The organism is Selenomonas sp. GACV-9 (assembly GCA_900116485.1).
GTDB classification, from domain to species: Bacteria; Bacillota; Negativicutes; order Selenomonadales; family Selenomonadaceae; genus Selenomonas_A; species Selenomonas_A ruminantium_G.
Window position 1 is genome coordinate 15,099 of the sequence record FPAX01000014.1, and the last position, 25,515, is coordinate 40,613.

The window sequence follows — 25,515 nt, forward strand, 5'->3', positions numbered from 1 at the left end:
AGTTCACGCCGTCTCCGCCAAGATTGTATCCAGTTCGTCAAGCCGCCGTTTCCTCATCGCTATACATTTTTCCACTATCCGCTTCTTATCCTTGAGACCGCTCACATCTGACCGCGCGAAAAGATTGATCCAATAGAAGATACCGTTCTCCAGCTGATCGATTTCCCTATCGATACCAGCAGCCTCGCGTCTAAGCTCAAGGATCTCATCGTTTATCTTCTGCTTCTCAGCATTTACCGCCTTTACCTTCTTCTCGATGATCTTCCATTGTGTCGCGAGCGTCTCATATCGCTGCTTATAGGCAGGACTCAGATCCTGCATCATGACGAAATACTCCCTCACCCCAGGAACCCGATCCTTCACTTTGCACAACTCGGTCTTATCCGTCGATCGGAAATTTGCCATAGCCAGCTTCTCACATATGCCTGCTTTCTGCTCCTTATCGATAGCGATATCCAGCATCCGTTTCAACATTTTCTTGCCTATATCGTCTAATCCCTCGCGGAACCCCTGCTCTGCTATCGCACCTGGCATGAGCAGGTCCGCATAAGCTTTGCGCTTCTGCGCCGCCTCGGTATAATCGAAGCACGTCTGCGAGATCACATCGACCAGTGAATCCCAGCGTATATCCCACCCTTTCCTCCGGGCACATTCTGTGAAGCGGGCACTCAGCCACTCATCTTGGAATACCGGGCTCAACTTCTCAGCGAAATCCACGATGAAAGTGATGGCATTTTCCAATGGGACTAGCTGTTCAGCCATACCACACAACTTTACCTCCGGTATCTTGTTGAAGTTTTCCCAACAGAACTTCAACACATTATCATAGATAACCGTATAGATTTCCTCTTCCAGGCCAGCGAATCCTTCCTCCGAAAAAAGTTCCGACGCTTTCTTGACTTCTTCACCTACCCGGTAACCGCAGCCTTTTTTGATATACACAAAACATTTCATCTTCAATGCCGGAACAACAAGGCTGGGAAGGCCATATCCCAGCGCCTCATCCAGTTTCGCCAACGCCTCATCCCAGTTCTCAGCCTTCAGGGCAGCATCAGCCTCATTGACCAGATCCGCCACACGATCCATCTTCGCCTTTTTCTCATAAAGCGCATCAAAGTCCTCTTTCGTAGGAACGGAACGCAGTACATCCATAAAGGAACTGATCTGATCCGCTTCCTCGTCATTACGTTCCTTATACTGCGAGACATCGCCATTCTCTACTACTGGTACATTCATATCGTCACTCATGATCTTTCCTCCATTCGTATCAACTATCAACCTAACTGGATATCTGCCACATCTGTGATATCCAGCATCTCAAGCTCTTCCTTGGTCAAATCATCGTCTGATGCCAGGCGGTTTGCCTGATTGCTCAATGCCAATTCAAAGAAGTTGCGCACATCCCTGGCATTGGCAAAAGACTTATCCCTGGCCGTATACCTATCCAGGAAGAATCTATATACATGCTCATGGACTGCATCATTACATGTGTATCCCTGTTTCCTGCACATGCTGGCAAAGATTTCCGCCATCTCATCCGGCTTGTAGTCCTCGAAATTGACAAACCGGTTGAATCGCGAACGCAGACCAGGATTGGACTCCAGGAACTGCTCCATCAGATCCGGATACCCCGCCACGATAACCACCAGATCATCACGATGATCCTCCATGGCCTTCAACAGGACTTCTACAGCTTCCAGGCCATAATCATTGTCCCCTTTGTTGACCACCAGGCTGTATGCCTCATCGATAAACAAGATTCCGCCCAATGCCTTCTCAATGACTGCCTGTACCTTGGGCGCTGTCTGCCCCACATAGGCCCCGACCAGCGCCGTACGGTCAACCTCCACCAGATGGCCCTTGGAAATCACGCCCAGCTTGCAGTAGATCTTGGACAGGAGCCGGGCCACCGTCGTCTTGCCTGTACCGGGATTGCCCGAAAAGACCAGATGCAGGGACACCGGTGACAAGACCATGCCGTTTTCCTTGCGCTTGTTCTGTACCCGGATGAAGTTGATCAGTGAACCGACTTCCGTCTTTACCGATTGCAGCCCCACCAATTCATTCAACTGCCCCATCAGCATCTCCAGGCTTTCCTCCCCTGCATGATCCCCCGCTGCTTGCAGCCGCTTGTACGGGATTGCATCGATAGAGCAGGAAATCTTGCCCGTACAGTTCTTCTCATAATTGTTCAGCATGACCACATACCCTTGGAAACGCTTATGTACCAGTTCCGCCGCCTCTGGGAAACAGCTGAAGTATGCGCAGCCCATGATCTGGGCAAGCCTTATATAGCCCATCATTGCTTGGAATTTGCCAGCTGCTTTCAACGAGACCATGATTTTCGGGATTGTCTTCTCAATCTCGAAAAGTCTCGTGTTCGGTGCCAGCTGCTGCACGATATCCAGCGACAATCGCATGTCCAGGCAACGGTTCAGGAACTCCACATGTGTTCCTGTAATCTCATCTTCCCCCCCCACCAAGCAGATCATATAGCTCTGCAGATCGTCACAAGCCTCCTTCAGCATCTTGGAGGATTCACCGAACTCCTGTACAAAGGAATCCTGCAGCTGATGCCATTCCCTGTTCGCCTTCTCTAGATCTTCATATTTCAAATCCATATGCTTGTGCCTCCTCATGTAATAGCCCTGTGTTTCCTTCTTGCTGTAAGCATAACACAGGGAAAAGCCCCATAAACACGCAAAAAGAGGAGCTCTGTCAAAAATGACAGAGCTCCTCTTTTCATGCCCTATATCGCTCTCAGTAAGCCTCTTTCATCGTACAGGCATGATTAGCCGGAACATCCTGCTGATAGGCCGGAGACTTCTGATTGTTGCAACGTGCCTTCTCATAGGCATCATACTCGACTAGGCCACTCATGACATTCTTTCGACCACTCCAGTAGATGCAAGCCCCACAATTGGGTGCATCCGTAGTACAGGTAGTGGAACCGTTGGAAAAATAGCTGCTCATAATAAACTCCTCCTTACTTTTCCCCTTTACTTAACCTTCTATAATGATCAGCTTTGCTTTCGTCTTTAGGAACACCAATCCCAAGTCTATAGCATTGTTCTAACCCAGAATATCCTGGATTAGAACTATAACGACATCGTAATCCATCGGGATTTTTTCCATACGCCTCTGCTGCCTTTTGGCACCATTCAAGAGCTTTCTGTGCATGCCCCTCCACTTGGAAGCTGCCAATGTATAGTTTGCTGAGATCTATCATCGCTTGCGGATGACCCTGTTCTGCAGCCTTGTTAAGCCAATATTCGGCCTTCGACAGATCATGCCACTCTCTATCCTCACCATAAAATATAGGATTATAATAATTCCCTAAAAGGCACTGGAATGCCACATCCCCATCCTGTGCAGGCATTTTTGCCCACAGAGGGCTATCTTCTCCCTGCGCTTTTGTTTTCCAGTAGGTGTTCTCCATTAATTTTCGAACATCATTCTCATACGCTTCATACTCAACAAAACCTCTATACCCCTTGTCTGTATAGATCAATTTCTCCACATCTGAGAAGTCTTCATATTTTTCGCAATCATTCGGTCTCCTTACCAGGTATATCGTGATTTCATTGCCATGGAACAAGTTGCCATCTTTGGTACATTTCTTGAATTCCTTCCAAAAACGATAGAGCTTCTGCTGTCCCACCTCAGGAAGTGCTTCAATAACCTCTTTTGCTTTCACACGGATATTTTCATCTTCACTATGCTTCAGTACAAGCAGAGAATAGGCACTTCCACACATATCAAAGAATTCCCACTCATTTTTTGCAAATTTGTTATCACGGAAATAGTAACTGAACTCCTGCCATACGTTTTCCTCTCCCAGTTTCAAGGCTCGTCGCTTCACCCGATATCCATAATCGAGATTCTCTCTAAGAGATTCATCGTAATCTGAACAATACATATCACCCAAATCAGACAATGCTCTCAAGTTGCCTGTCTTGGCAGCTCTGGCTGTTGCAAAAAACTCCTCTTCCCATTCTGCCGTGGAAAACTCACCTGCAATTTCCAGCAATCGGTCTCCGTCACCTTGTTTTGCCAAATCATTGATTTTATGTGCAAATCTTGCATACCAGAATGAGGCATTTTCTATATCACCACCACCTCTGGCATACACCTCCGCAAGATTATATTGCGCCAGCAGATGGTCTTGCTCTGCCGCCTTCGTAAGCCATTTGATTGTCTCCCTATTGAAATACTGCCATGCTTTCCCACTGAAAGGCCTCTTGCTCGCTTCGCTCTGTCCAGGAATCTCTACTCCTGATACACCACTCCTGATACGCTCCCCAAGCTCATACTGAGCCTCTGCGTCTCCTGCCTCAGCCTCAGCCAGGTATTCCAGAACATCTGGATGTTCATATAATTTCATCTCCGCACACTCCTGATCTCTATTTTTCTGTTATATTCTCTTATCACACATGCATCACTGGACTCATCATATCACAGCATCTTCTCATCATCATATTCCTTTATTGCCTTCAATGCCTTCTGCAACCTTCTTTCAACTTCCTGTCGTATTTCCACTGGTTCAGATACCATCACATCATTGGCATGCCCCATCAGCCAGGTATAGAAACCCTCATTAGGTTGCACAGTTATCTGGGCAGAATATAGTTCTTCCCCTTCAGCAGCAAAGCGTCCGATTGGATACGCCTTTATTCTCTTCGAATCAAGATTGAATCTGGTCAGCAATTCTCCTATGAATCCATTCTTGAAAATCAGCTGCACACCAATTACATCCTGATTATCGTGAATCATATACGGATTTTCGCGCATATATCTATCCAAGGCAAATGCAGCTAATTCATGGGCACTACGTTTTCCTCCGATTTCCATCTTTCCGTTTTTCTTTCTGATACCTGTTACGGAAGGGTATATTGTGGTCATTAGATGGTATCTTTCAAATTCTTTCATACACGTTATAGAGGTACACTCTCTATTCGTAATACGGATATTTTCCCCTATTTGTGAAACCTTGAAATGGCTTAAGTATTTATCTTCTTCCGCTCCTCCTTCATTCTCCATATGCCCTATCAGATAACATTCATCCGATTCCCACACCACAAAATAGGGCGATACCATAAAATTCTTTATTTTGTTGCTTTCATCATCCTCCATCAACCCTGGTCTTTGTCTGTCCTTGTCGCTCCAATTATAATAACTGAAGCTGATTTGCTTTTTGGATCCAATAGCCTTTATGATCTTCTCTATAACAGGCAATGAACGTCCAGATATCTTACGTTTTGGCGCTCTATTTGTTTTATATAGCTGATGATGTATTACATCAAAATAACCCTCCCCGACATCATCTGTCTGGTTCAACAATTTATTCAAGATATCTTTGGTTTCAGCTACAGATAAAGTCGTGGAACGATATAATGCCTGTGCTATAATAACGAACTCGGCCGCATCAAAGAGGAACTTGTCATTATAATACCCATTCCGCATATTATTGGAAGTTACAATATTGTACAGTCCGGTAGCATTCATATCCTTAACATGGCGCCCAATCGTGGATGGCGATATAGGCTTCATTGGCTCATCCGGATATAACGCTTCCCATTCCTCCGCAATATATTCCGCTAACTCCCCAGCAGTTTTTGTATTCATACGATTAGTATTCTTCAGTGCCTCAATCAAAAGCAAAAACTGGATATTTTTTTCAGACATATCATTTCCTTCATTCTCTAAATTCTTTACACCAATAATATTTTCCATTTCAGCCAATCTGGCAACGACTAAATTCGCAATGGAAAGGGATCCAGCCTTTCCAGCCGGGACTCAATCCCTTTGTTGCGCGTATCATCTGCTGCCAGCCTATACCAATGCCGGGCTTCATTAATATTTTGGGGTACACCTTCCCCCCGCTCGTACATCTGTCCCATATATTGTCGTGCCAGACTATTATAGCGCTGCACCATAAAGAAATTTTCCAGTGTCATAGCAACATTATAAAAATATTCTCTGGCCCTTGTAAAGTCCTGTTGCGTGCCCCGCCCCAGATAGTACATGCGGCCTGCCTGCATCATGGCCATATGGAAACCATGCTCAGCTGCCTTCTCATACCATTGCAGGGCCTGTTTATCATCCTGTGGCACACCGTCGCCAACGTAATAGAGATCCCCCATCCGGGACAGCGCAGGCACATAGCCCGCTGCCGCCGCCCGTTGGAAACATTTCCGGGATTTTTCCAGATCAGGGGGGTCCTCCTGTGTACCACAGGCGTAGTGCAGCCCCATCTGATACAGGGCCTTGCTATCCCCCGACTGGGCTTCGGCCTTCGTTGCCAGCAAGAACTCCCCCTGCAATATCGAAGGCGCCGGCTGCTTTACCATCGGCGTCAAGTCATACTGCTCCCGCAGTGTCCATACCACGAGATTCAGGAGGCGCCGCCTTTCCAGGGCCTCCTCATATGCAGGCATATACTCATCATCCCGTCGGCTGTCAAAGGCAACGATGCGGCGAAGAGGGTGATCATCATAGATGTTCACGAAACTTCCTTGAACGTCCGCCAATAATGACAGCAGGTATGCCCTGTGTTCCGGCCCTGCAGCATCCGTCCTCACCTTCATCTCCCAAGCATACGATTCCTCGATCATTTCATGTACCTCCCTCTCTGCGTGTCGTCTGAGGATATTATAGTAGCTAGGTTACATAGATAGGGAATCGATTTGCCCCACTCAGTCAAATCTGACAGAAGTGCGCAGATTGCCTGACCGCTCTCCCTGCTTTTCCTGTTATACTGGTTGGCAAAGGAAGCAAGCATCGAATGGAGGGACACATCATGTATGAACGGATCCTAGCTGTAGGTGATATCCACGGGGAGTGGGACAAATTCCTTTCCCTTTACCGGCAGCTCGACTTCAATCCGGAGAAAGACCTGCTGGTCTTCCTGGGCGATTACATCGACAGAGGCGCCAGATCAATGGATGCACTTATCTGGATGTATGAACATCGCCAGGAAAAGGCCATCATCATGCTCCGGGGAAACCATGAGCAGATGATGCTCGACTACTATGATACGAATGGCCAGGATGATATCTGGCTGCAGAACGGAGGGGATATCACGGCAGATGCCCTGGCATCTCTGGACGGAGGTACCCAGCGCCTGTACCTCGACTTTGTCCGCAGCCTGCCCTTGGCACACCACCTGCGGGCCAATAACCGGGATTATTTCTTCTGCCACGCTGGTGTTGACCCCGCTGTCCCGCTAGATGAGCAGGCCCCAGAAACCCTGCTATGGATCCGGGAGAGGTTCTTCGACCATTATACGGGAGAAACCATCGTAGTGGCAGGACATACCAATACCGCCTATATAGAGCCACTGACACCGCTGCCGATCATCCGCAGGAATATGATTCTAGTGGATACTGGTTCCTATATGCACTACGGTCATATTTCCTGCGTAGATGTATTGAGCGGCAGGATATGGCAGGATTGCTGACCATACATACAAAAAGAGGTTCGCCGACTCTGATGAGTCAGCGAACCCCTTTGTCAATCCAAGATATAGATTTCAAGATTCTGACGGCCAAAGGCCAAGGCTTCACCGTGCGTGTCAAAGGCCACATCGATATGGTTGCCATGGAAGCCGCCGGTGTCCTCGGCCACTGCCTCGCCATAGCCAGGGATGAACACCCGCGTACCGAGCGGAATGACGACCGGATCGACGGCGATCACACCACGGCGCACCTGCGTGCCCATCGACGTATGAGGCGAGTTGCCAGGATCCTGAGAGCTGTACGCCGTTGCCGTCACATAGAGCACTGTGCCGGAATGGCCCACCTGCGACTCTGCAGCCGGCGGTTCATATGTCCTGCCACCTGAAAGGACACTATACGTACCGTCACCGCAGATACCATCGACCTCGAGGCCTTTGGCTTCCTGGAATTCCTTGATGGCTGCGACGGTCTGCGGCCCGCAGACGCCATCGGCCTCCCCGGAAAGATATCCCTGCTCGATGAGCAGAGTCTGGACATGCTTGACTGCATGGCCGCGCGAACCATCCTTGACCAGGATGGACGCAGCCAGTGCCGCCGAGCAGAAACATACTAGCATAAGTGTAACCACTAGGGAAAGGAGCATTCGTTTTTTCAATAAGATCACCTCTCGAAAGCAACTGCCTTAAACTGCCTAGATATGAATAAGAGGCGCAGTCATAACCTGCACCTCTTATACTCTATCATAATCTATTATTTCTCGTCAAACGAAGGAGAATTCCTCCGACAGCTTACAATTTTTCTGCCAGCATGTCAGCAGCGGCCAGGAGACCGGCAATCATCGCCGACGGACGCGGCGGACAGCCTGGCACATAGATATCGACAGGCACTACCTTGTCGGCCGCGCCGACAATCGCATACGAAGCACCATACGTCTCGCCGCCAGCCGCACAGGCCCCGCAGGCCATGACAAGCTTGGGATCTGGCAATGCCTCATAGGACATGCGCAGGGCCTGCTCAAGGTTGCGCGTAACAGTACCCGTAACCATCAGCATATCGGCATGGCGCGGCGATGCATCAAAATGCACGCCGTAGCGGTGCAGATCATAGACAGGATTCGACAGGGCCCCCATCTCAAAGTCGCAAGCATTGCACGAGCCAGCATCGAGATGACGCACGTGCAGGCTGCGGCCGAGTTTCTGCCGGATGACATCGGCTGTGACCTGCTGTGCCTTCTCGACGAGATATGGCATCGCATCGACCGCCGTATGTGCCAGCAAGGCATCAGGGGCCCCTGCCGCCTGTGCACAGGCCGCAACGCAACGGCCACAAAACAGGCAGCGGCGATAGTCGATGGCATAGCTATCGCCTTTGCGGGAAAAGGCGCCGACAGGGCAGGCCTTGGCGCAGGCATCAAGGGCCGTCGCCGGACACTTTCCTGCGAGCTGGCCGCGGAAGCGGGCGCTGCCGGAAAGCGAGATGTTTTCCGTCGCTATCTTATCGTGAAGCAGACGCTCCAATACTTTAAACATCGTTTCCTCCTTTAACGGTCCAGGCAGGCATAGCAGAGCTCAAAGCTCTTGTTGATCAGGGGGAAATCAGGAATGATATCCCCCTGCACGGCAATCGGCAGCGCCGGCCAGTTCGGATACGAGGCACTGCGCACAAAGATGCGGTCAATGCGCCCCGCTTCATCGAGGGCGACAAAGTGCAGATTGCTGCCCCGCGCCGATTCACTGATGCCGAAGTCCTCGCCAGCAGCTGCGGGAACCGCAACGCTGAGTTCCGTATGGTCAGCATCCAAGCGCTCCAAGAGCTGGCTCACCATGAAGAAGCTCTGGCGCAGTTCCTCGATGCGCACAGCCAGGCGTGCCGCCACATCACCGCTCTTCTGCGTGACCACAGAGAAATCGAGCTCCGGATACGAGCCGTAATCGAAATCCTGACGGCTGTCATGGGCAAAGCTGCTGGCACGGGCACCAACACCAACCAGCGCCAGGTCGACTGCCGTCTGATGGCGGACAATACCCGTCGTGCAGATGCGGTTCTGGAAATTCTCCTGCTCCGCAAACATCTTGTCGAGGGCTTCGACGTTTTCAGCTACAACAGCCAGCGTCGTGCGGATATCCTGCCGGAGCTTATCCGTGATATCCATGGACACGCCGCCCGGCACGATGAAGCCGCGTAGGAAGCGGTTGCCTGCCAGACGTTCCTGCAGGCGCATCAGCATTTCCTTCGTGCGGCCGCCCAAGCTGATGGCCGGTGCAAAGCCGACACCAGCAGGGATGTTGCCGCAATCGCCGACATGATTGGTGATGCGCTCGATTTCCATGAGCAGCGTGCGGATAAGCTCTGCACGCTTAGGAACCGCAACTTTGGCAATCTTTTCCACCGCCTGGCAGAAGCTCCAGGTATTGGCAATGCTGCAGGCACCACAGATGCGCTCGACGATTGGCAGCACCTCATGTGGCGTCTTGCCCTCCATGACCTTCTCGAGGCCGCGGTGAGTGAAGAACAGCTTGGCATCAAGCTGCAGCATCGACTCGCCCGCCTGGCTGAACCGGAAATGGCCCGGCTCGATGATGCCCGCATGAATCGGGCCAACGGGCACCTCATAGATGCCTTCGCCATGGGCGACGCTCATCTTGATCTCACTGCCCGCACCCTCCTGGGCCCGCGGGCTGGCCGTAGCCGAGACCTGCTTGCGCAGCGGATGATAATCTTTTGGGAAGGACTCATGCAGCACCAGCGGCCGCGGGTCCGGATGACCGACGGGCACCAGGCCGAACATATCCTGGATCTCGCGCTCATACCAGGCAGCAGCCGGCAGGATTGGCGTCAGCGAATCATAGCGCAGGTCGCCATCAGCTGGCATTTCCGCCTTCAAGACCGCCAGGCGCTTTTCCTCGGGAATCTCGAACATGACATACAGCGCATAGCCGCGGCCCATAGCTGTCTCATCACGGCCAAACATAGCCGTGAGCGGATGACGGCCGTCAGCCGATAAGGCCTTGGCCTCCTCCCGGAGGTCTGCCAGCTTGATTTCTTTTACGTTTTCCATCACGACATACCTCCTAAGACAATCTGCCCAGCAGCCACGATGAGGTCACTGAGATACGGCAGTTCTGACAGCGTTCCGCTGATGATACCGCTGGTGAGCAGCAGCACCAGCAGCACCGCCGTATCAAGACGACCCATAAGCTCCCCGGCGCACTTGCGCGACGGCTTGCCGCCCAGCATGCGCATAGCATGGTAGAGGATACCGATAAGCATGCCAGCCAGCAGCATGAGCGCCAAGATTCCGAGCCACGGACGCTCAGCCACAAAGAAGCTGTCGATGATATAGAACTTGCTGAAGAAGATACCCATCGGCGGCATGCCGAGGATACCGACAATGCCCAACAGCCAGAACAGGGCCGTGCGCGGCGACTGCTGCAGCATGCCATGCATGCGCATCATGTTCTTCGTGCCATAGGCCTCCATAATCGTACCAGCCGTATAGAACAGTGCGTATTTGACGAGGGCATGGTTCATCATATGCAGCAGGGATGCCTCCACTGCCAGCGGCAGGAACAGGCCGAAGCCAGCGGCCATCAGGCCGAAATTTTCCATCGAGGAGTAGGCCAGCATGCGCTTGATGTCACGCTGGACCACGACAAAGGGAATGGCCAGCGCAATCGTCAGCAGGCCATAGAACAGGAACAGGCCGCTGATAAAGCCCATGCCGACAGCTGGCATGATCACGATGACGTTGCGCAAGAGCACGTAGATTGCGCAGATGCAGAGCGCGCCCGAGAGCAGGCCGCTCGTGAGCGCCGGTGCCTCAGAATGGGCATCCGGCAGCCAGGCATGCATCGGCGCCAAGCCGACCTTCGTACCGTAGCCGACAAACAGGAAGCAGAAGGCCACCTTGGCCAGTGCCGGATTGAGCTCACTGCCATGTGCAGCCAGATACTGCCAGTCCAAGGCCTGTGCGCCGCCCATAGCCAGGATCTGCGCATAGTAGACAAGGATCGTGCCCAGCAGCGCCAGGCAGATGCCCACCGTGCAGACCATGACGTATTTCCAAGCAGCCTCAAGGGACGTGCGGGTGAATTTGAAGGCAACGAGCAGTGCCGAAACCAGCGTCGTCGCCTCAATGGCTACCCACATAAGGCCGAGATTATTGACGAGCACCACCAGCATCATCGTCCAGACAAAGAGATGGGAAAGCGCATAGAAGCGGCCCTCAAGATGACCGAAACGGCGCAGATAGCCGTAGCGGATATTCGTATCGCGATCCAGATACGCCTTGCTCGTCCAAGCAAAGGCCAGATAGAGCATCGTGACGATGACGAGCATCCAGAGGCCCAGCGCATCGAGGTAGAGATAGCCAAAGGACTGCGGCGCCGCTGGGTCAAACTGCATGACCAGCCGGACGACGATGGCACCGGCCGCCACCGAGGTCAGACGGTTGAGCCAGTGCAGCAGGCCCTTGCCAAGAACATTGACTGCCGCGATGATACTGAATACCGGCGGCAGCGCCAGCAGCGTATAGACAAGCTGCGGGATAGCATAGTTGAAATCCATATTGCTGTCTTATCCTTTCAGTTTCTTCATGACAGTCGTATCGGTAGTCATAAACGAAAGGCTCATGCGGTTCGTCAGGATGACCAGTACGACAACGGCAATGAGGACGTCGAGGAAGACGCCAAGCTCGACGACAAGCGGCAGGCCTTCCGTTATCAGCAGGCCCAGGAGATAGATGCCGTTCTCCAGCGTGATAAGCCCCACCATCTGCAAGATGGCGCGCTTGCGCATGACCATGAGAGAGAGCCCCGTCATGATCATGAGGATTGCTGCTGCGATGATGCTGCGGCCCGGCGTGCCCGGCAGCAGATGATCGACCAGCAGGTACCCCATGACCAGGAAGGCCGCTGCAGCCATGGTCGAATAGTTGACATTGATATCCGAGACGATCTCGCGCTCATCGGTAATGCGGCCCGCTAGGCGCAGGATGGCTCCCGGGATGAACAGGACCTTGACGAAGATTGTCAACAGCCCTGGCAGCCAGGCATGCAGGCCAGAACCAGAACCAAGCCCAATGGCCAGGCAAGCACCAGCAATGATGCCCGACTGGGCTGCCAGGCAGTAAACCGAGCGTTTAAGCTCCATGATCCGCGTCTGCAGGAAGACGACAAAAATCAAGAGCACAACTAAATATTCCATTCTTGTCCCCCTCCTTACTCAGCAATCAACGAAACAATCAGCAGGATAAGCGCTGCTGACAGATAGACACGGACCTTGAACAGACGCATCTTGTTATTGAGCGTCTCCACCACACCGATCACGAGGGCCCCGAAGAAAACCTTGAGGGCCACAGGAATCGCCAGCGGCAGGTAAAGCGTACTGAACAGTACCAGGAAAATCAGGATTTTCAGCATGCTGCCCAGATGGATAAGTGCGAGCAGACGTCCCGAATACTCCAGCGTCATGCACTCATGGATCATCGTGAGCTCCAGATGGGTATCGGGATTGTCCACCGGCAGGCGGCTGTTCTCAGCCAGCATGACGAGGAAGAACGCCACGCAGGTCAGTACTGCCGGTACCGTGAAATAGAAGGTGTCGAAATCGATGACCATGCGCGTAAGCGTCGTCGACTGATAGCGCATCGCATTGACGAGGATGGCCAGCATGACCGCCGGCTCAACCAGCACGGAGATATAGATCTCGCGCGATGCCCCCATGCCGCCAAAAGCCGTAGCCGAATCCATCGCCCCCAGCGTCATGAAGAAACGTCCTAACGCCAGCAGATAGACGAACACGAAGGCATCCCCCATGCTGAGGCCGGCACTGCCCGACTGCAGGATGCTGACCAGCAGTCCCGGCACCATCGCCGCAGCCATCAGGGTCGTGCCGAAGTAAACGGCCGGCGCGAGGATGAAGATACGGCTCGTATAGGGAGTCACGATGACGGGCTTGCGCCACCACTTCCAGAGATTGAAATACTCCTGCAGGACGCTGGCCCCCTGCCGTTTCTGCAGGATGGCCTTCGTCTTGTTGATGATACCGACGATGAGCGGCGCAAAGATGAGCAGCAGGAATGCCTGCGCCAGGCCAACGCCTAAGCTCTGTACCATATGACTCATCTTACATCACCCCCCAGATCAATACGGCGACCATCGCCAGCATCGTGTAACCGATATAAAGACGTACGCTGCCCTGCTGCACGAGATGCAAGAAAGCGGACAAGCGGACCATCAGATGCTGGACCGGCACGTAAAGCCGCTCCGTGAACTGGTCCGGAATAAACAGATTGTAGTGAACCGTGCGGCCGAAATACGCATGCTCCTTCTTGATGAAGGTGCGCTCCTTGCGCGGTTTCAAGATATAGTCAAAGGCGCGGCGCAGCGGCTTCGAGAAGCCCGTTGCCGTATACTGCTGCCGGCGCGTCGGCACCGTGCCGCAGTTCCAGGTCACATCCTTCTGCACATAAAGCCCCTTACCCTCGAGGACAAGGGCCAGCACTGCCGTGACGATAAGCGCGAGCATCAGCAGCATGAACGGGCTGTAGGCCGAGTATTTCGTGCCATCAGCCAGAATGCCCAGACCGTTCCAGACGATGGCATCAGCACTGACCATCGGCAAGGCCAGCATACCGCCCGTGAGCGCCGACTCCATGAGCTCCACCATCGGCATCGGGAAAATGCCCAGCACCACGATGAGCAGCGCCTCAAGCCCCATGCCTAGCAGCATGAAGAAGGGCATCTCATGAGCCTTCAGGACAAGGGACGAACGGCGGCGGCCCAGGAATACGACGCCATAGAGGCGCACAAAGCATCCCAGTGCCAGGGCCCCCGTAAGGCCCAGCAGCACGAAGGCCGCAATGACCAACAGGCGCATCTCCTGGGTTCCCGTCTGCCAGCCCAGCGTGACAAAGCTTTGCAGAGCCATCCATTCGCCGACAAGGCCGGTCGTAAACGGCAGCGAGGACAGCGACATGGCACCGATAAGGGTAAACAGTGCCGTATAGGGCATCTTCTTGGCCAAAGCGCCCATGAGCTCGACATTCTTGCTGCCCACGGCATGCATGACTGCACCGGAACTCATGAACAGCAGCCCCTTCATGATGCTGTGGCTGAAAGAATGCACGAGGACGGCCGTAAACGCGACCATAGCCATCGTGCCATGGCCCGTCTGCACGAGCAGCATGCCGCAGCCAAAGGTCGCAAAGATGATGCCCATATTCTCCACCGACGAATAGGCTAGGATGCGTTTCATATCCTTCTCCATCGATGCGTAGAGCACACCGAGGAAGGCCGAGAAGAGGCCCACCAGCATGACGATGAGGCCATAAGCAAAGACCTCCATGCCGAGGAAGTAGAAGACAAAACGGCCAAAACCATAGACGGCCACCTTGAGCATGACACCACTCATCAGGGCCGAGACATGGCTCGGCGCCGCCGGATGAGCATTCGGCAGCCAGACATGCAGCGGCATCAGGCCGGATTTCAAGGCAAAGCCGATAAAGGCAGCGCCGAAGGCCACATGCCGCAGCGGCCCCTCAAGGGTGTTGTGGGCCAGATCTGCAAACAGCAGGCTCTCCGAATAGCTGCCGACGAGATAGAAGGCCACGAGGATGGCCGCCGTGCCCAGATGGGTCATGACCATGTACTGGTAGGCAGCATGGACAGTATCCTTCTTCTTGCTCTCATGATTGACGAGCAGGAAGGACACCAACGCCATGACCTCCCAGGCCAGGATGAAGGTAAATGCATCGCCAGCCATCAGCACCAGTACCATCGAGAGCAGGAACAGGTTCCAAAGCCCTGCAAGGGCCCGGATGCCCATGCCGCGATACGACTTGCCATAGTCGATGCCATACAGGCTGATGATTGCACCGGCAAGCCCTGTGATGACGAGGAACGCCGCGCTCCAGCCATCAGCGGTCAGATTGTAGCCGCCCCAGCCAGCATCCATGAGCAGGCCGAAGTGCGAAAGCACCAGTCCCGCGGGCAGGCAAAAGCCGCTCATGCTGCCGAGATAGGCAGCCGCTGCCGCAAAGACAAGACCGCTGGCAGCTGCGGCCAGCAGCATGCCTGCGGCATGGGCCGCCATCTCCAGCCGTTTCGGCCAGAGCATTGTCATGGCGCCCAGCGCATAGAGCGCCAGGGCCAGGAATAAGAAATCCATACACGCCTCCTAAGAATAAGTCCCAAACACGATAAAATAAAAATTAGATATTGTAAAAAGAAAACAGACAAAGATATCTTTGTCTGCTGTCAACGAGTCTATGCACGCAAAAATTCGCGCGATTTCAGTATTATACTACATTTTGCCGGCGATTAAAAGCGTCTGAGAAAAAAAGCCCGCAAAATGCAAAAAAAAACAGCCTTGCGAGCAAACTGCAAGGCTGTCATATCCGTCATGGTGCGATTGGTGAGAGTCGAACTCACGACCTGCCGCTTAGGAGGCGGACGCTCTATCCATCTGAGCTACAACCGCAACAGTATAATTATAGCAAATCCACCTCTTATAAGCAAGGAATAATACCTAAAGCACTACCGCTGGCCATAGTTCACGAGCTTATTGCCCAGCCGCAAAGCCATGCGCCGCAGCGGCCGTTCCCACAAGATGCGCTTCCAGCGCTTCACCCGCAGACAGCTGCCACGCCACTGGCGGATCAGCCAATGACGGCGCCGGAAAGCTGCAGCGCGGCTGATTTCCGCCCGCCGCGCATTCCAACCCTTGACGTACAGGTGGTCATACCGCAGGGTACACAGGCCATCCACCCGCTCATTTTCCCACTTGCCGCTATGGGCCGTGACATGGGTAAAGCCGAGTCTGCCCGCCTTGACCAGTGGCAGCACACAGGCCCGATAGTTCTGGGTGGCCTGGCTTATCTCCGGCCGTGCACTGAGTTTCCCCTGCAAGTCGCCTACATAGATATTGTCATGATAGATCTGGGCCCGCTCGTAGCCGCTTGCCTGCAGCCAGCAGACCGCCTGGATCACTGCCAGCATCTCCACGATGACCACGCCGCCATGGGCAGGCAGTGTCGGTGGCACCCAGCACTCGCCGCTGGCCGTATGGATCTCCTCTCCCTGCTGATAGGCCGCAAAGGCCCAGGTGTTACGCCCATCGCCGCGGCAGCTGCCATCCGTATAGATAGCGATGCGCTGCTGTTCTGCCAGCCGCTCATTGATGACCTTCTCAAACGGCGGCAGGTTCTTTCCCTGCAGCTGCTGTTCCGTGACCTCCCCGACTATATTCCCCCAGACATCATACCGCTTCATCCCCAGCGTATGACAGGCCTTCCGATACGGATCCAGGCTGCACCAATGATAGACTGCCTTGCGGAACGGGGCCTTGGACAGCTCCGGATATTTCTCATCCAGGACTGCGTAGATCTCCGCAAAGAGATTCGCCCCAAACGGAACAGCAAAACCGCCCCCTGGCCGGAATACCTGCGGAAACTCCCGATACAAGACCGCCATTGCTCCTTCGATCTGAGCCTCATCGGCCTTATCCTGCGCCGCCTTCATCGTGACGAGATTCTCATGCAGGGCACAAATGGGACACCAGCGGCCCTTGTCTATGATCTTGCTGATTTCCAGACTGAACCGATGCCCCTTGCTGCACTGCCAGCGCGGCTGCTTCACGAATTCCACACGCTCAGTCAGCAGACGCCCATTGTGCACCGCCGCAATCCGCATGGCATCCTCCTGGGTATAAGGATGCCGCGGCAGTGATACTCTTGCCTCTTGTTCCTCCATCCCATGCTTCCCCATCATGCTCCCCTCCTTAAAAGCATGCACGACTCTGTTTAGGTTTATTCTATCATCCAGCCCAATTCGATGCAATAATATTTTGTAAATTCTCACTTTGATTGTTTTCGCCTTCAAATCAAAAAAATCCCCGCAGCATCTCGCAAATGCTGCGGGGAAAATATAGCGACTTAGGGAGTGATTACAACAGGAAAATATCTCAAGCCTCGGTCTCTGCGACCTCGACCTTGCCCGTGACAAGTTCCTTGCCACAGTGCTTGACGACCAGCAGCGCCAGCGTCATGAGAGCCAAAGCCAGCACGAGCTGCAGCCCGTCGACCATGAAGACGAAGCTGCCAGCCTGGAGTTTCGTCACGATACCAACCACACTCATGACCAGCGCCGTCATCGTAACGATGAACATGAACGTCATCGGCACGTAGAGCATCCATCCCTGACGGCCCGTCGTGCGCAGGAACACAGCCAGCGAGATCAGCACCAGAGCTGACAAGAGCTGATTGGCAGCGCCGAACAGCGGCCAGATATTCATGTAGCCAGCCAGGCACAGGATGAAGGCCAGGACCAGCGTGATGATGGTCGAGAAATACTTATCCATGCAGAGTCTTGCTACAGCACCAGCCTCTTCGCCCTCACTCGGCGTGAAGAGTTCCTGGAAGGACATGCGGCCAATGCGAGCCACCGAATCGATGGTCGTCATGGCCAGTGCCGAGACGCACATGGTGATGACACAAGCCGAAACGCCTGCCGGCAGGCCGAACATCTGGAAGAAGTTGCTGATGGAGCCTGCAAAGATCTGGAACGGCGTGCCTTTCGGCAGCACGCCATTGCTGGCAGCAGCACAGGCGATGACAAGAGCGACTACGCCGAGCAGCGACTCCACAAGCATCGAGCCATAGCCAACCGGCAGCATATCCGTCTCATTGGCCACAGCCTTTGAGGACGTACCTGAAGAAACGAGGCTGTGGAAACCGGAAACTGCGCCACAGGCAATCGTAATGAACAGGATTGGGAACAGCGACTGGCCGTTGACCTCAAAGCCGACAAAGGCCGGCATATTGATGGACGGGTTGGCGACGACGACGCCGATGACGCCGCCGGCTACCATGCCGAGCAGCAGGAACGACGAGAGATAATCCCGCGGCTCCATGAGCAGCCACATCGGCAGCACCGAAGCGATGAAACAGTAGCCAAAGGTCACATAACGCCAGGTCTGTGCATCGAAGTAAAGCGGGAACTGCATGCCGACGGCAAACATGGCGATAACCAGCACCACAGCCACTAGGAATTTGACTACGCCTGTCGGATTGAACCGGCGGATATACCAGCCAAACCCCATGGCAACGAAGATATAGAGCATCGAGATCGAGGCGGCCTGTGCCCCCGGAACGTTCGGCGTGCCGGCCTTCGTCATCCCGCTGAACGTGTTGGCAAGGATATCGGCAAATGCGGCCAGCACGAGCAGCGTGAACAACCAGCAGAACAACAAGAACAAGCGGCGGCCCGTCTTGCCGACATACTGCTCAATCAGCATGCCCATCGACTTGCCCTTGTTCTTGACCGATGCGTAAAGTGCCGTGAAGTCCTGCACAGCACCAAAGAAGACACCGCCAATCAAGAGCCATAAAAGCGCCGGTGCCCAGCCGAACATCGCAGCGATGATCGGGCCAGTGACAGGGCCAGCACCCGTAATCGACGAAAACTGATGGGAGAACACCGTGAAACGCGAAGCCGGTGCATAGTCCTGCCCATCCTCAAACTCCACCGCCGGCGTCTTGGCCCGCGGATCGATCCCCCAGGTCTTGACGAGCCATCGTCCATAGCCGGCATACGCTGCGGCAAATACGACGATGGCCAGTCCTACCAGTGTCAAACCATTCATCATAAGTCCTTCTTTCCCTAATGAATACACAAAAAATAAATCCCGTCCACATCGCAGGATGCAGGCGGGATACATTTGTATCTTCTATGTGATACAAATCCACAAATCGGGTACATCGCGCCGTTGCGATTGGACATTTCTTATGGAATGTATCTTAACACCGTAAATATCATGTGTCAACTTGTAAACTTTAAGAAGTAATCTTCAGAATACTATTAACTTTTGTTTTTATTCAGCAGACTTTTGCATCTTTTGTACTTTCTGGCGGGCTTTTTCTGCCTTCCAGGCCCAAACACAGCGGATGCCAGGATGCAGATTGGGCAGCACGAAACAGCGGCTGCACGACACACAGATGGATTTTTCAGCGCCAGCCAAGGACTTGGTGACAAAATCCGGCTCGGCAATCAAGGCCCGTCCCAATGACACGGCATCGATGCCTGCCGCCAGTATGGCCTCCATATCTGCCAAGGAACGCACGCCGCCCACCAGGCTTATCGGCAGCTCAGGCACCAGCGCCTTGAGCCTTGCGGCCTCTTCCAGATAATAGAGAGTCGCCGTCTTGGGCTGATTGATGAAATCGACGCCGGACAGCTCGACAAGCTCAACGCCCAGCTCCTGACAGCGACGGAGTATCCAGACCATATCCTCATGATATGCTGCCGCATCTTCATGCTTCGTATCAATGTTTATCTTGATAAGCACCGGGAAATCATCCCCACAAGCCTTCTTGATGCCACCAATGATTTCCTCGACGATGCGGAAGCGATTGCTGACACTGCCGCCATATTCATCGGTACGCTGGTTGAATGTCGGATCGATGAACCGCGAGAGCAGGTAGGAATGTGCCGCATGGAGCTGTACACCATCGACACCAGCCGACTGCAGCCGTTTGGCTGCGTCGATAAAGCACTGCTCGATATGGATGATCTCTGCCACGGTCAGCGCCCGGGCCTCACGCTCTTTCTTGAGCGGACGCGCAACCACATCAACGAGATCATCATTGTCGATGGCCCGGGGGCCGGCATGGGAAATCTGCGGGATGAACTTTGCCCCTTCCGCCTGCACGGTAGACGCCGCACGACGGAACTGCTCCGTAAAGCAGTCCGCATAGATATTGACCTGCTCAGGGTTGGCCCGGCCGAGCTCATCCACGCAGCAGTGGCCCGTGATGATCGTACCGACGCCATTCCTGGCCAGCTGTTCATACATCGCATACTCGGCATCAGTCATATAGCCATCCTTGCTTGGCAGGAAGCTGTGGACAGCCGAACGGATCACGCGGTTCTTGAGCTGGATATGTAAAAGGTCTAATGGAGTTTCGATTCTGTTGCTCATACATTGCCTCCTATAAGCGTCCTATAATACACACGTTATTTTCATAACTTTATCGCAAATATAAAAAGAGTGTTGGATGACTAGCACCCAACACCGGATTTCTTGGAAAAGTTATTGATCGACACGGCAGATGTCTGCGCCGAGACCAACAAGCTTGTCAACGAGGTTGTCATAGCCGCGGTCAATATGGTGGATATAGCCCACCTGGGTCTCGCCCTCAGCGACGAGGCCAGCCAATACCATGGCTGCACCTGCGCGCAGGTCGGTCGCCTTGACCTGGCAGCCCATCAGCGTCTCTACGCCCTCGACCACCGAAGTGCGCCCATCGATCTTGATATTCGAGCCCATGCGCTTGAGCTCGTCAACATGCATGAATCGGTTCTCGAACACCGTCTCCGTCACCAGGCCCGTGCCTTCCGATACTGCCAGCATCGCCATGAACTGGGCCTGCATGTCCGTCGGGAATCCCGGATACGGCATCGTCTTGATATCGACAGCCTTCGTGCGCTTGTCGCAGACTACACGGATGCCATTGACATCTTCCTCAATAGTCACGCCCGCCTCTTTGAGCTTGGCAATGACGGGTTTCAGATGCTCGCTGATGGCATTCTCGATGTAGACATCGCCCTTGGTCATCGCAGCAGCTACCATGTAGGTACCAGCCTCGATGCGGTCAGGGATGATCGTATAGTCACGACCCATGAGTTTCGGCACGCCATCGATCTTGATGACATTCGTGCCGGCACCGCGGATCTTAGCACCCATGACATTGAGATAGTTCGCCAGATCGACGATCTCCGGCTCCTGGGCCGGATTCTCGAGGATTGTCTGGCCCTCAGCCATCGAGGCCGCCATCAGGATGTTTTCCGTCGCACCAACGCTGGGGAAATCCAGATAGATCTTGGCGCCCTTGAGGCCCTCAGGAGCCGTTGCCTCGATAAAGCCATGACCAATCTTGATGTCAGCGCCCAGCGCCTCGAATCCCTTGAGGTGCAGGTCAATCGGGCGCGTGCCGATGGCACAGCCGCCCGGCAGCGAGATCTTCGCCTGCCCGCAGCGCGCCAACAGCGGCCCCATGATCAGGAACGAGGCCCGCATCTTGCGCACGAGGTCATACGGTGCCTCGCAACTGCCAATCACTGTGCTGTCGACCTTGAGCTGATGTTTCGCTTCATCAAACTCAGCCTTGACGCCCAGCTTTTTCAACACTTCGGTAATGGTATGAACGTCTTCGAGCGCCGGCACCTCGTCCAGCAGGCTCGGGGCATCCTGACCAAGAAGTGTCGCCGCAATGATCGGCAGGACGGCGTTCTTGGCACCGCTGATCTTTACCCGGCCCTCCAGCCGGTTCCCCCCATGTATAATCAACTTTTCCATTAAGTTCGTTATCCTCCTATAGTTGTGCTGTTTTAAAGCATCAACACATAGTTTATCATCATATTCCCCTTATGACAATAGCCTTCCCATCAGTTTCGCTCAATCGTCAACGTTGAATGAATGACGTTATCGATGATGTAATTCGTCGCAAAGTTGGTCTTTCCCGGCTTATCCTTCCCCTGTGTACCGAGCAAGTCAACCTTGTGGGCCTTGTTCTGCGCCTCGCGGATAGCACGCCGCTGCGCGCTTGGCGATACCTGTTTCTGCATCTGGCTGGGTGCGATGATGACCTCATTGTTGCGGCCACTTTCCTGCAGTTTCCTGAGTTTGTCCTCCGTGGTCTGCTTGGAGTCATCCTCCGTTATCACATCAACACCTGACTGCTGCAGCATCATGAGCGCTGTAGCTGGCACCAGCCCGCCGCCGCGGATATCAAGGCTCATGACACCTGACGGCTGCGTCTCTGGCACTGTAAAAGGGATGACGATTGTCTCTTTTGCCTTGCGGTACGGCTTGATCGTCGTCGTGAACTTGACCGTCTCCCCCGGCTTTACCTTTTTCTTATCGGGAATAGCCGAAACCAGCGAAGCCGTCTTGCGGCTGCTGTCCACGTCAATATTGACCTGGACATCGATGATGTCCGATTCCTTTTCCTTGTTCTGACTGATGACGTTCATGGCCTGCATGAGCTCTGCCATCGCCACCTGCCCAACATCTGCAGCATTATAGAACATGTTCTTGCGCTCTACCTTGCCATTCGTCACCGCATCCGTGCGGATAGTGAAGCCTACCTCGGCTGTCCCTGCACTGAGGTCATCGGCCGTCTTGCTCAGCGCCGCATATGCAATGCCACCACTGAGCTGGGCCAGGAAGTCCTCATCGTAGGCAATGCGGGCGCTATAGTTTACCGCACGGCCTAGCGACTTATCTGTCACCTTTACCTTGATGGGCACGACAGCCGGGAACTGCCCCAGCACACCGGCAATGCCGGTCGCACGATCCTGGTTGACACGGCCGATGATATTGCCGATGCTGGCAATCTTCATGCCATTGCTCTGACCGCTGATTGTGCCGACTACCTTCGCATCCGTCATGAAGTAGTTGACATTGCCACGATGCAGGAACGGATGACCAAAGGCCAGGATCTTCTTGCCATCAACCGCCGTGACGGTTCCCGTAGCACCGACAGCAAAGTCACCGTAGGCCACGGCAACGCCTACTGCCGAGCCAGGAACCAGCGACGCATTGTAGACAGTCTTCTTGGAATCCCCCTGCACTGCTGCCCCCATCGGCAGGAACTCCATCGTGCCCTGAGGATCGAGCTGTTTCTGCAGGAAATCCAGTCCGGCCTGATTGAAGCCAGAAAAGAACATGACATCCTTGGGCTCTGCCTGGACTGCCTCAGCGGCAGGCTCTGTATCGTCAGCGGACTCAGCGTCAGGCTCTGCTTCGACGGCAGGCTCCGCTTCAGCGGCTGCCGCTTCCTGGTCCTGAGGCTCCTCTTTCGCAGGCTCTGCTGCAGCCTCTTTCTCAGCAGCAACCGCCGCCCTGGCACGGTCAACAAGCTCGTCACCGTAAACCGTATCCTTATCGCCGCTGGCCTCGCGTTCCTTGATTTTCTTTTCTTTCTCAGCCTTAGCCTTAGCCGCATCCTCCGCTGCTTTCTTGATATCGATTGTATGGATGCGCGTCTTGTTCTTGCAGTCCGGCATCTTCCAGAGCGGCGTCATCTCGTCGATTGGCGTGATGAAAAACGTGTACGGCGTCATCTCCTTGATGCCCGCAGCCACAGCGCCAATCAGGCAGCCATTGACATAGACAGGGCTGCCGCTCATTCCCTGCAGGATACCGCCCGTCTGCTCGATGACAGGGCCCGATGCCTTCGCCATGATCATCGGCTGCGAGCCCTTGCCGTTATCGACGAGTCCGATGATATCCACCTGGAAATCCCGCAGCTCACCCGAACTGTCAATGACCGTATAGGCCGTTCCTGTCATTCCTTCCTTGACCTGATCATGTGTCAGGATAGGAGCCATAGCGAATGACGGCACCGCCTGTGCCGACAGGAATAGCGCTGTCAGGCTGGACACCAACAGTTTCTTTATATATGTACGCAAAACAGTCACCTCATTTTTATGCGCAAAAATCCATTGTCTATCTATTATAGCATACAATACTCAGAAAGGCAGTTGTGTCCATCATTTTTTCTGCAGGATAAGCGCACTGCCAACCCGGCGTTCCTGGCCATCGGAAGGCGAGTTCTGTACCTGCCCGCCAACGACCAAATCACTGGAGCCACCGCCATCGAGGTTGATGGCATCGCGGGCGCCAAACTTCACGAGCAGCTCTGCCCACTCAGTCAGGGTCAAGCCATGGCTGCTCGACTGCCGCCCATCGACGACGCCAAACAGATAATTGCCATTCTTGAGCACTGCCACAGCACTGCGCGGAGCCCGGCCATAACGGATATCGCCAGGGAACTGCTCGGCGGCCACCGTCACATTGACGCGGCCATTCTGTACGAGCCGCGGGCCGGCTCCCATGATGTCGACAGCCTTGTTCCACTGGGCCCCTAAATCCTGACTGATGACGGCCCGATCGCCAACGCGCACACCAGCAAAGGCATCCATGGCCTTGCCGTGCACAGAGATCACGCAGCCATTGGCCGGAATCACCGAATCACCAGTCTGGATCTTCGTCACCCGGCCATCCTGAACCGTATATTCCAGTCCATATTCATTCGTGCGCGTGCGGCTGCCATACCATTTATTGTAGATAGTCAGATTGTCTGCGCCACGCTCAGCATCAACCCCCGAGACATCCTGCGTCACATCGCCAAGTGTCACCTGTCCATAGTATGAAACCGGCCCAAAGACAGGACTGCCATCAGCCAAGAACCCGATAGCCGAACGCGTATAATACGTCGTGCCTGCCATAAGCCCGTCGATCTTGACCATGCCGATCATATCGCCATTGCCGGCAAAATACGTGGCGTTCACAGCCGCCACCGCATCCTCCGCATCAGACATGCCACTAGTCGTCTGCAATCCCGGCACACGTCCCCGGGCCAGTACCGGTTTTACCGTATAGAGATCTTTATCGGCCTCGACAAAGTAAGCCGACACCTTGCCCGCATCGTCCCAATAGACATAGCTGCGCTTAGCCAGTCCGGGAGCGGCCATTTCCGTATAGAGTCCGTCAAATGCGAGCGGCAGGATATTGCCTTCACCAGCGGCTGTTTCCGCAGCTGTGGACTTGCGGGCAGGTCTTGCCACACTGCCTGCGGCCGTCTTGGGCAGGATGTCGACAAATACACGCGCCGGATTGCTCAGCGTATTCGCCTGATAAGTGAGCCCAGCCTTGAGCCGCAGCGTAACCAGCATATGTCCCTTGCTCAACGTATACTTCACTGACTCGATGCGGCTGCTATGGAATGGTTTGCGCTTGAAATCCTTCTCGGAAACATTGGCAAAATCGATGGTAATATCACGGCCATCAGCCGATGCCTTGACCTGATACGATGGAGCCGACGAAAGATCAAACACCACGCGGTCATGCTCCCCACCGCTATGATAGCGCACCGAAGTCAGATCAGCCGCTGAGGCAAAGGCTGCCGTCTGCAAAGTGAATACCGATACCAGCAGCGCTGTTGTGATTTTCCGCCGTAATTGATTCATTATTGATACCTTCCTCCCAATAGAAA

Annotated in this window: 20 protein-coding genes and 1 tRNA gene; 1 reads left to right on the forward strand and 20 read right to left on the reverse strand. The window is 54.0% G+C overall.

What is annotated here, in order from left to right; translation table 11 throughout:
- Nucleotides 1-3 precede the first annotated feature (3 nt).
- From BM322_RS10430 to BM322_RS10455, 6 genes are all read right to left on the reverse strand, one after another.
- On the reverse strand, nucleotides 4-1,248 hold the full coding sequence (locus tag BM322_RS10430) for a hypothetical protein (protein ID WP_075430245.1): 1,245 nt from the start codon (nucleotides 1,246-1,248) through the stop codon (nucleotides 4-6).
- A gap of 26 nt (nucleotides 1,249-1,274) precedes the next feature.
- Nucleotides 1,275-2,621 (reverse strand): AAA family ATPase, encoded by a 1,347-nt coding sequence (locus tag BM322_RS10435; protein ID WP_075430247.1) that lies wholly within the window; start codon nucleotides 2,619-2,621, stop codon nucleotides 1,275-1,277.
- 139 nt (nucleotides 2,622-2,760) lie between these two features.
- Nucleotides 2,761-2,973: a hypothetical protein gene (locus BM322_RS10440; protein ID WP_075430249.1), complete on the reverse strand. Its 213-nt coding sequence runs from the start codon at nucleotides 2,971-2,973 to the stop codon at nucleotides 2,761-2,763.
- Between the two features lie 13 nt (nucleotides 2,974-2,986).
- Nucleotides 2,987-4,384 carry an SEL1-like repeat protein gene (locus BM322_RS10445; protein WP_075430251.1) on the reverse strand — a complete coding sequence of 466 codons (1,398 nt, stop codon included), beginning with the start codon at nucleotides 4,382-4,384 and terminating at the stop codon, nucleotides 2,987-2,989.
- Nucleotides 4,385-4,455: 71 nt separating this feature from the next.
- Nucleotides 4,456-5,733 carry a WYL domain-containing protein gene (locus tag BM322_RS10450; RefSeq protein WP_082334460.1) on the reverse strand — a complete coding sequence of 426 codons (1,278 nt, stop codon included), beginning with the start codon at nucleotides 5,731-5,733 and terminating at the stop codon, nucleotides 4,456-4,458.
- A 20-nt stretch (nucleotides 5,734-5,753) separates the two neighbouring features.
- The gene (locus tag BM322_RS10455) at nucleotides 5,754-6,614 is read right to left on the reverse strand and encodes a tetratricopeptide repeat protein (RefSeq protein ID WP_075430256.1); all 861 of its coding nucleotides are present in this window, start codon (nucleotides 6,612-6,614) and stop codon (nucleotides 5,754-5,756) included.
- A 185-nt stretch (nucleotides 6,615-6,799) separates the two neighbouring features.
- On the opposite strand from BM322_RS10455, the gene BM322_RS10460 reads away from it, so the two are divergent.
- Nucleotides 6,800-7,459, forward strand: coding sequence for a metallophosphoesterase family protein (locus BM322_RS10460; RefSeq protein WP_177220869.1), 660 nt, complete (start codon nucleotides 6,800-6,802; stop codon nucleotides 7,457-7,459).
- 53 nt (nucleotides 7,460-7,512) lie between these two features.
- Here the strand turns inward: BM322_RS10460 and BM322_RS10465 are convergent, their stop codons facing one another.
- From BM322_RS10465 to BM322_RS10530, 14 genes are all read right to left on the reverse strand, one after another.
- Nucleotides 7,513-8,100, reverse strand: coding sequence for a peptidoglycan-binding protein (locus BM322_RS10465; RefSeq protein WP_075430258.1), 588 nt, complete (start codon nucleotides 8,098-8,100; stop codon nucleotides 7,513-7,515).
- Between the two features lie 145 nt (nucleotides 8,101-8,245).
- Nucleotides 8,246-8,986: an NADH-quinone oxidoreductase subunit NuoB gene (gene nuoB / locus BM322_RS10470; RefSeq protein ID WP_075430260.1), complete on the reverse strand. Its 741-nt coding sequence runs from the start codon at nucleotides 8,984-8,986 to the stop codon at nucleotides 8,246-8,248.
- Nucleotides 8,987-8,997: 11 nt separating this feature from the next.
- Nucleotides 8,998-10,515, reverse strand: a complete 1,518-nt coding sequence (locus tag BM322_RS10475) for an NADH-quinone oxidoreductase subunit C (protein WP_075430262.1) — start codon at nucleotides 10,513-10,515, stop codon at nucleotides 8,998-9,000.
- Nucleotides 10,515-12,023, reverse strand: coding sequence for a proton-conducting transporter membrane subunit (locus BM322_RS10480; protein WP_082334462.1), 1,509 nt, complete (start codon nucleotides 12,021-12,023; stop codon nucleotides 10,515-10,517). Before BM322_RS10480 ends, BM322_RS10475 begins: the two co-directional genes overlap by 1 nt.
- 9 nt (nucleotides 12,024-12,032) lie before the next feature.
- Nucleotides 12,033-12,662, reverse strand: coding sequence for a hydrogenase (locus BM322_RS10485; RefSeq protein ID WP_075430264.1), 630 nt, complete (start codon nucleotides 12,660-12,662; stop codon nucleotides 12,033-12,035).
- 14 nt (nucleotides 12,663-12,676) lie between these two features.
- Nucleotides 12,677-13,582 carry a respiratory chain complex I subunit 1 family protein gene (locus BM322_RS10490; protein WP_318254595.1) on the reverse strand — a complete coding sequence of 302 codons (906 nt, stop codon included), beginning with the start codon at nucleotides 13,580-13,582 and terminating at the stop codon, nucleotides 12,677-12,679.
- A 1-nt stretch (nucleotide 13,583) separates the two neighbouring features.
- Nucleotides 13,584-15,626, reverse strand: a complete 2,043-nt coding sequence (locus tag BM322_RS10495; protein ID WP_075430266.1) for a proton-conducting transporter membrane subunit — start codon at nucleotides 15,624-15,626, stop codon at nucleotides 13,584-13,586.
- A 235-nt stretch (nucleotides 15,627-15,861) separates the two neighbouring features.
- Nucleotides 15,862-15,938 (reverse strand) — tRNA-Arg (locus BM322_RS10500).
- Between the two features lie 56 nt (nucleotides 15,939-15,994).
- A complete protein-coding gene (locus BM322_RS10505) occupies nucleotides 15,995-17,227 on the reverse strand; it encodes a ProQ/FINO family protein (protein WP_082334463.1) in 1,233 nt (410 codons plus the stop codon).
- Between the two features lie 193 nt (nucleotides 17,228-17,420).
- Nucleotides 17,421-19,100 (reverse strand): carbon starvation protein A, encoded by a 1,680-nt coding sequence (locus BM322_RS10510; protein WP_075430270.1) that lies wholly within the window; start codon nucleotides 19,098-19,100, stop codon nucleotides 17,421-17,423.
- Between the two features lie 228 nt (nucleotides 19,101-19,328).
- The gene (locus BM322_RS10515; protein ID WP_075430272.1) at nucleotides 19,329-20,435 is read right to left on the reverse strand and encodes an NADH:flavin oxidoreductase; all 1,107 of its coding nucleotides are present in this window, start codon (nucleotides 20,433-20,435) and stop codon (nucleotides 19,329-19,331) included.
- A gap of 111 nt (nucleotides 20,436-20,546) precedes the next feature.
- Nucleotides 20,547-21,812, reverse strand: coding sequence for a UDP-N-acetylglucosamine 1-carboxyvinyltransferase (murA, locus tag BM322_RS10520; protein WP_075430274.1), 1,266 nt, complete (start codon nucleotides 21,810-21,812; stop codon nucleotides 20,547-20,549).
- An 89-nt stretch (nucleotides 21,813-21,901) separates the two neighbouring features.
- Nucleotides 21,902-23,929, reverse strand: coding sequence for a SpoIVB peptidase S55 domain-containing protein (locus BM322_RS10525; protein WP_075430276.1), 2,028 nt, complete (start codon nucleotides 23,927-23,929; stop codon nucleotides 21,902-21,904).
- Between the two features lie 81 nt (nucleotides 23,930-24,010).
- Nucleotides 24,011-25,489 (reverse strand): phosphodiester glycosidase family protein, encoded by a 1,479-nt coding sequence (locus BM322_RS10530; RefSeq protein ID WP_075430278.1) that lies wholly within the window; start codon nucleotides 25,487-25,489, stop codon nucleotides 24,011-24,013.
- Nucleotides 25,490-25,515: the final 26 nt, after the last annotated feature.

Bases quoted from the DNA above. Each gene is read 5' to 3' on its own strand.
- BM322_RS10430 (WP_075430245.1), bottom strand. From the start codon at position 1,248: ATGAGTGACGATATGAATGTACCAGTAGTAGAGAATGGCGATGTCTCG.
- BM322_RS10435 (WP_075430247.1), bottom strand. From the start codon at position 2,621: ATGGATTTGAAATATGAAGATCTAGAGAAGGCGAACAGGGAATGGCAT.
- BM322_RS10440 (WP_075430249.1), bottom strand. From the start codon at position 2,973: ATGAGCAGCTATTTTTCCAACGGTTCCACTACCTGTACTACGGATGCA.
- BM322_RS10445 (WP_075430251.1), bottom strand. From the start codon at position 4,384: ATGAAATTATATGAACATCCAGATGTTCTGGAATACCTGGCTGAGGCT.
- BM322_RS10450 (WP_082334460.1), bottom strand. From the start codon at position 5,733: ATGGAAAATATTATTGGTGTAAAGAATTTAGAGAATGAAGGAAATGAT.
- BM322_RS10455 (WP_075430256.1), bottom strand. From the start codon at position 6,614: ATGATCGAGGAATCGTATGCTTGGGAGATGAAGGTGAGGACGGATGCT.
- BM322_RS10460 (WP_177220869.1), top strand. From the start codon at position 6,800: ATGTATGAACGGATCCTAGCTGTAGGTGATATCCACGGGGAGTGGGAC.
- BM322_RS10465 (WP_075430258.1), bottom strand. From the start codon at position 8,100: ATGCTCCTTTCCCTAGTGGTTACACTTATGCTAGTATGTTTCTGCTCG.
- nuoB (WP_075430260.1), bottom strand. From the start codon at position 8,986: ATGTTTAAAGTATTGGAGCGTCTGCTTCACGATAAGATAGCGACGGAA.
- BM322_RS10475 (WP_075430262.1), bottom strand. From the start codon at position 10,515: ATGGAAAACGTAAAAGAAATCAAGCTGGCAGACCTCCGGGAGGAGGCC.
- BM322_RS10480 (WP_082334462.1), bottom strand. From the start codon at position 12,023: ATGGATTTCAACTATGCTATCCCGCAGCTTGTCTATACGCTGCTGGCG.
- BM322_RS10485 (WP_075430264.1), bottom strand. From the start codon at position 12,662: ATGGAATATTTAGTTGTGCTCTTGATTTTTGTCGTCTTCCTGCAGACG.
- BM322_RS10490 (WP_318254595.1), bottom strand. From the start codon at position 13,582: ATGAGTCATATGGTACAGAGCTTAGGCGTTGGCCTGGCGCAGGCATTC.
- BM322_RS10495 (WP_075430266.1), bottom strand. From the start codon at position 15,626: ATGGATTTCTTATTCCTGGCCCTGGCGCTCTATGCGCTGGGCGCCATG.
- BM322_RS10505 (WP_082334463.1), bottom strand. From the start codon at position 17,227: ATGATGGGGAAGCATGGGATGGAGGAACAAGAGGCAAGAGTATCACTG.
- BM322_RS10510 (WP_075430270.1), bottom strand. From the start codon at position 19,100: ATGAATGGTTTGACACTGGTAGGACTGGCCATCGTCGTATTTGCCGCA.
- BM322_RS10515 (WP_075430272.1), bottom strand. From the start codon at position 20,435: ATGAGCAACAGAATCGAAACTCCATTAGACCTTTTACATATCCAGCTC.
- murA (WP_075430274.1), bottom strand. From the start codon at position 21,812: ATGGAAAAGTTGATTATACATGGGGGGAACCGGCTGGAGGGCCGGGTA.
- BM322_RS10530 (WP_075430278.1), bottom strand. From the start codon at position 25,489: ATGAATCAATTACGGCGGAAAATCACAACAGCGCTGCTGGTATCGGTA.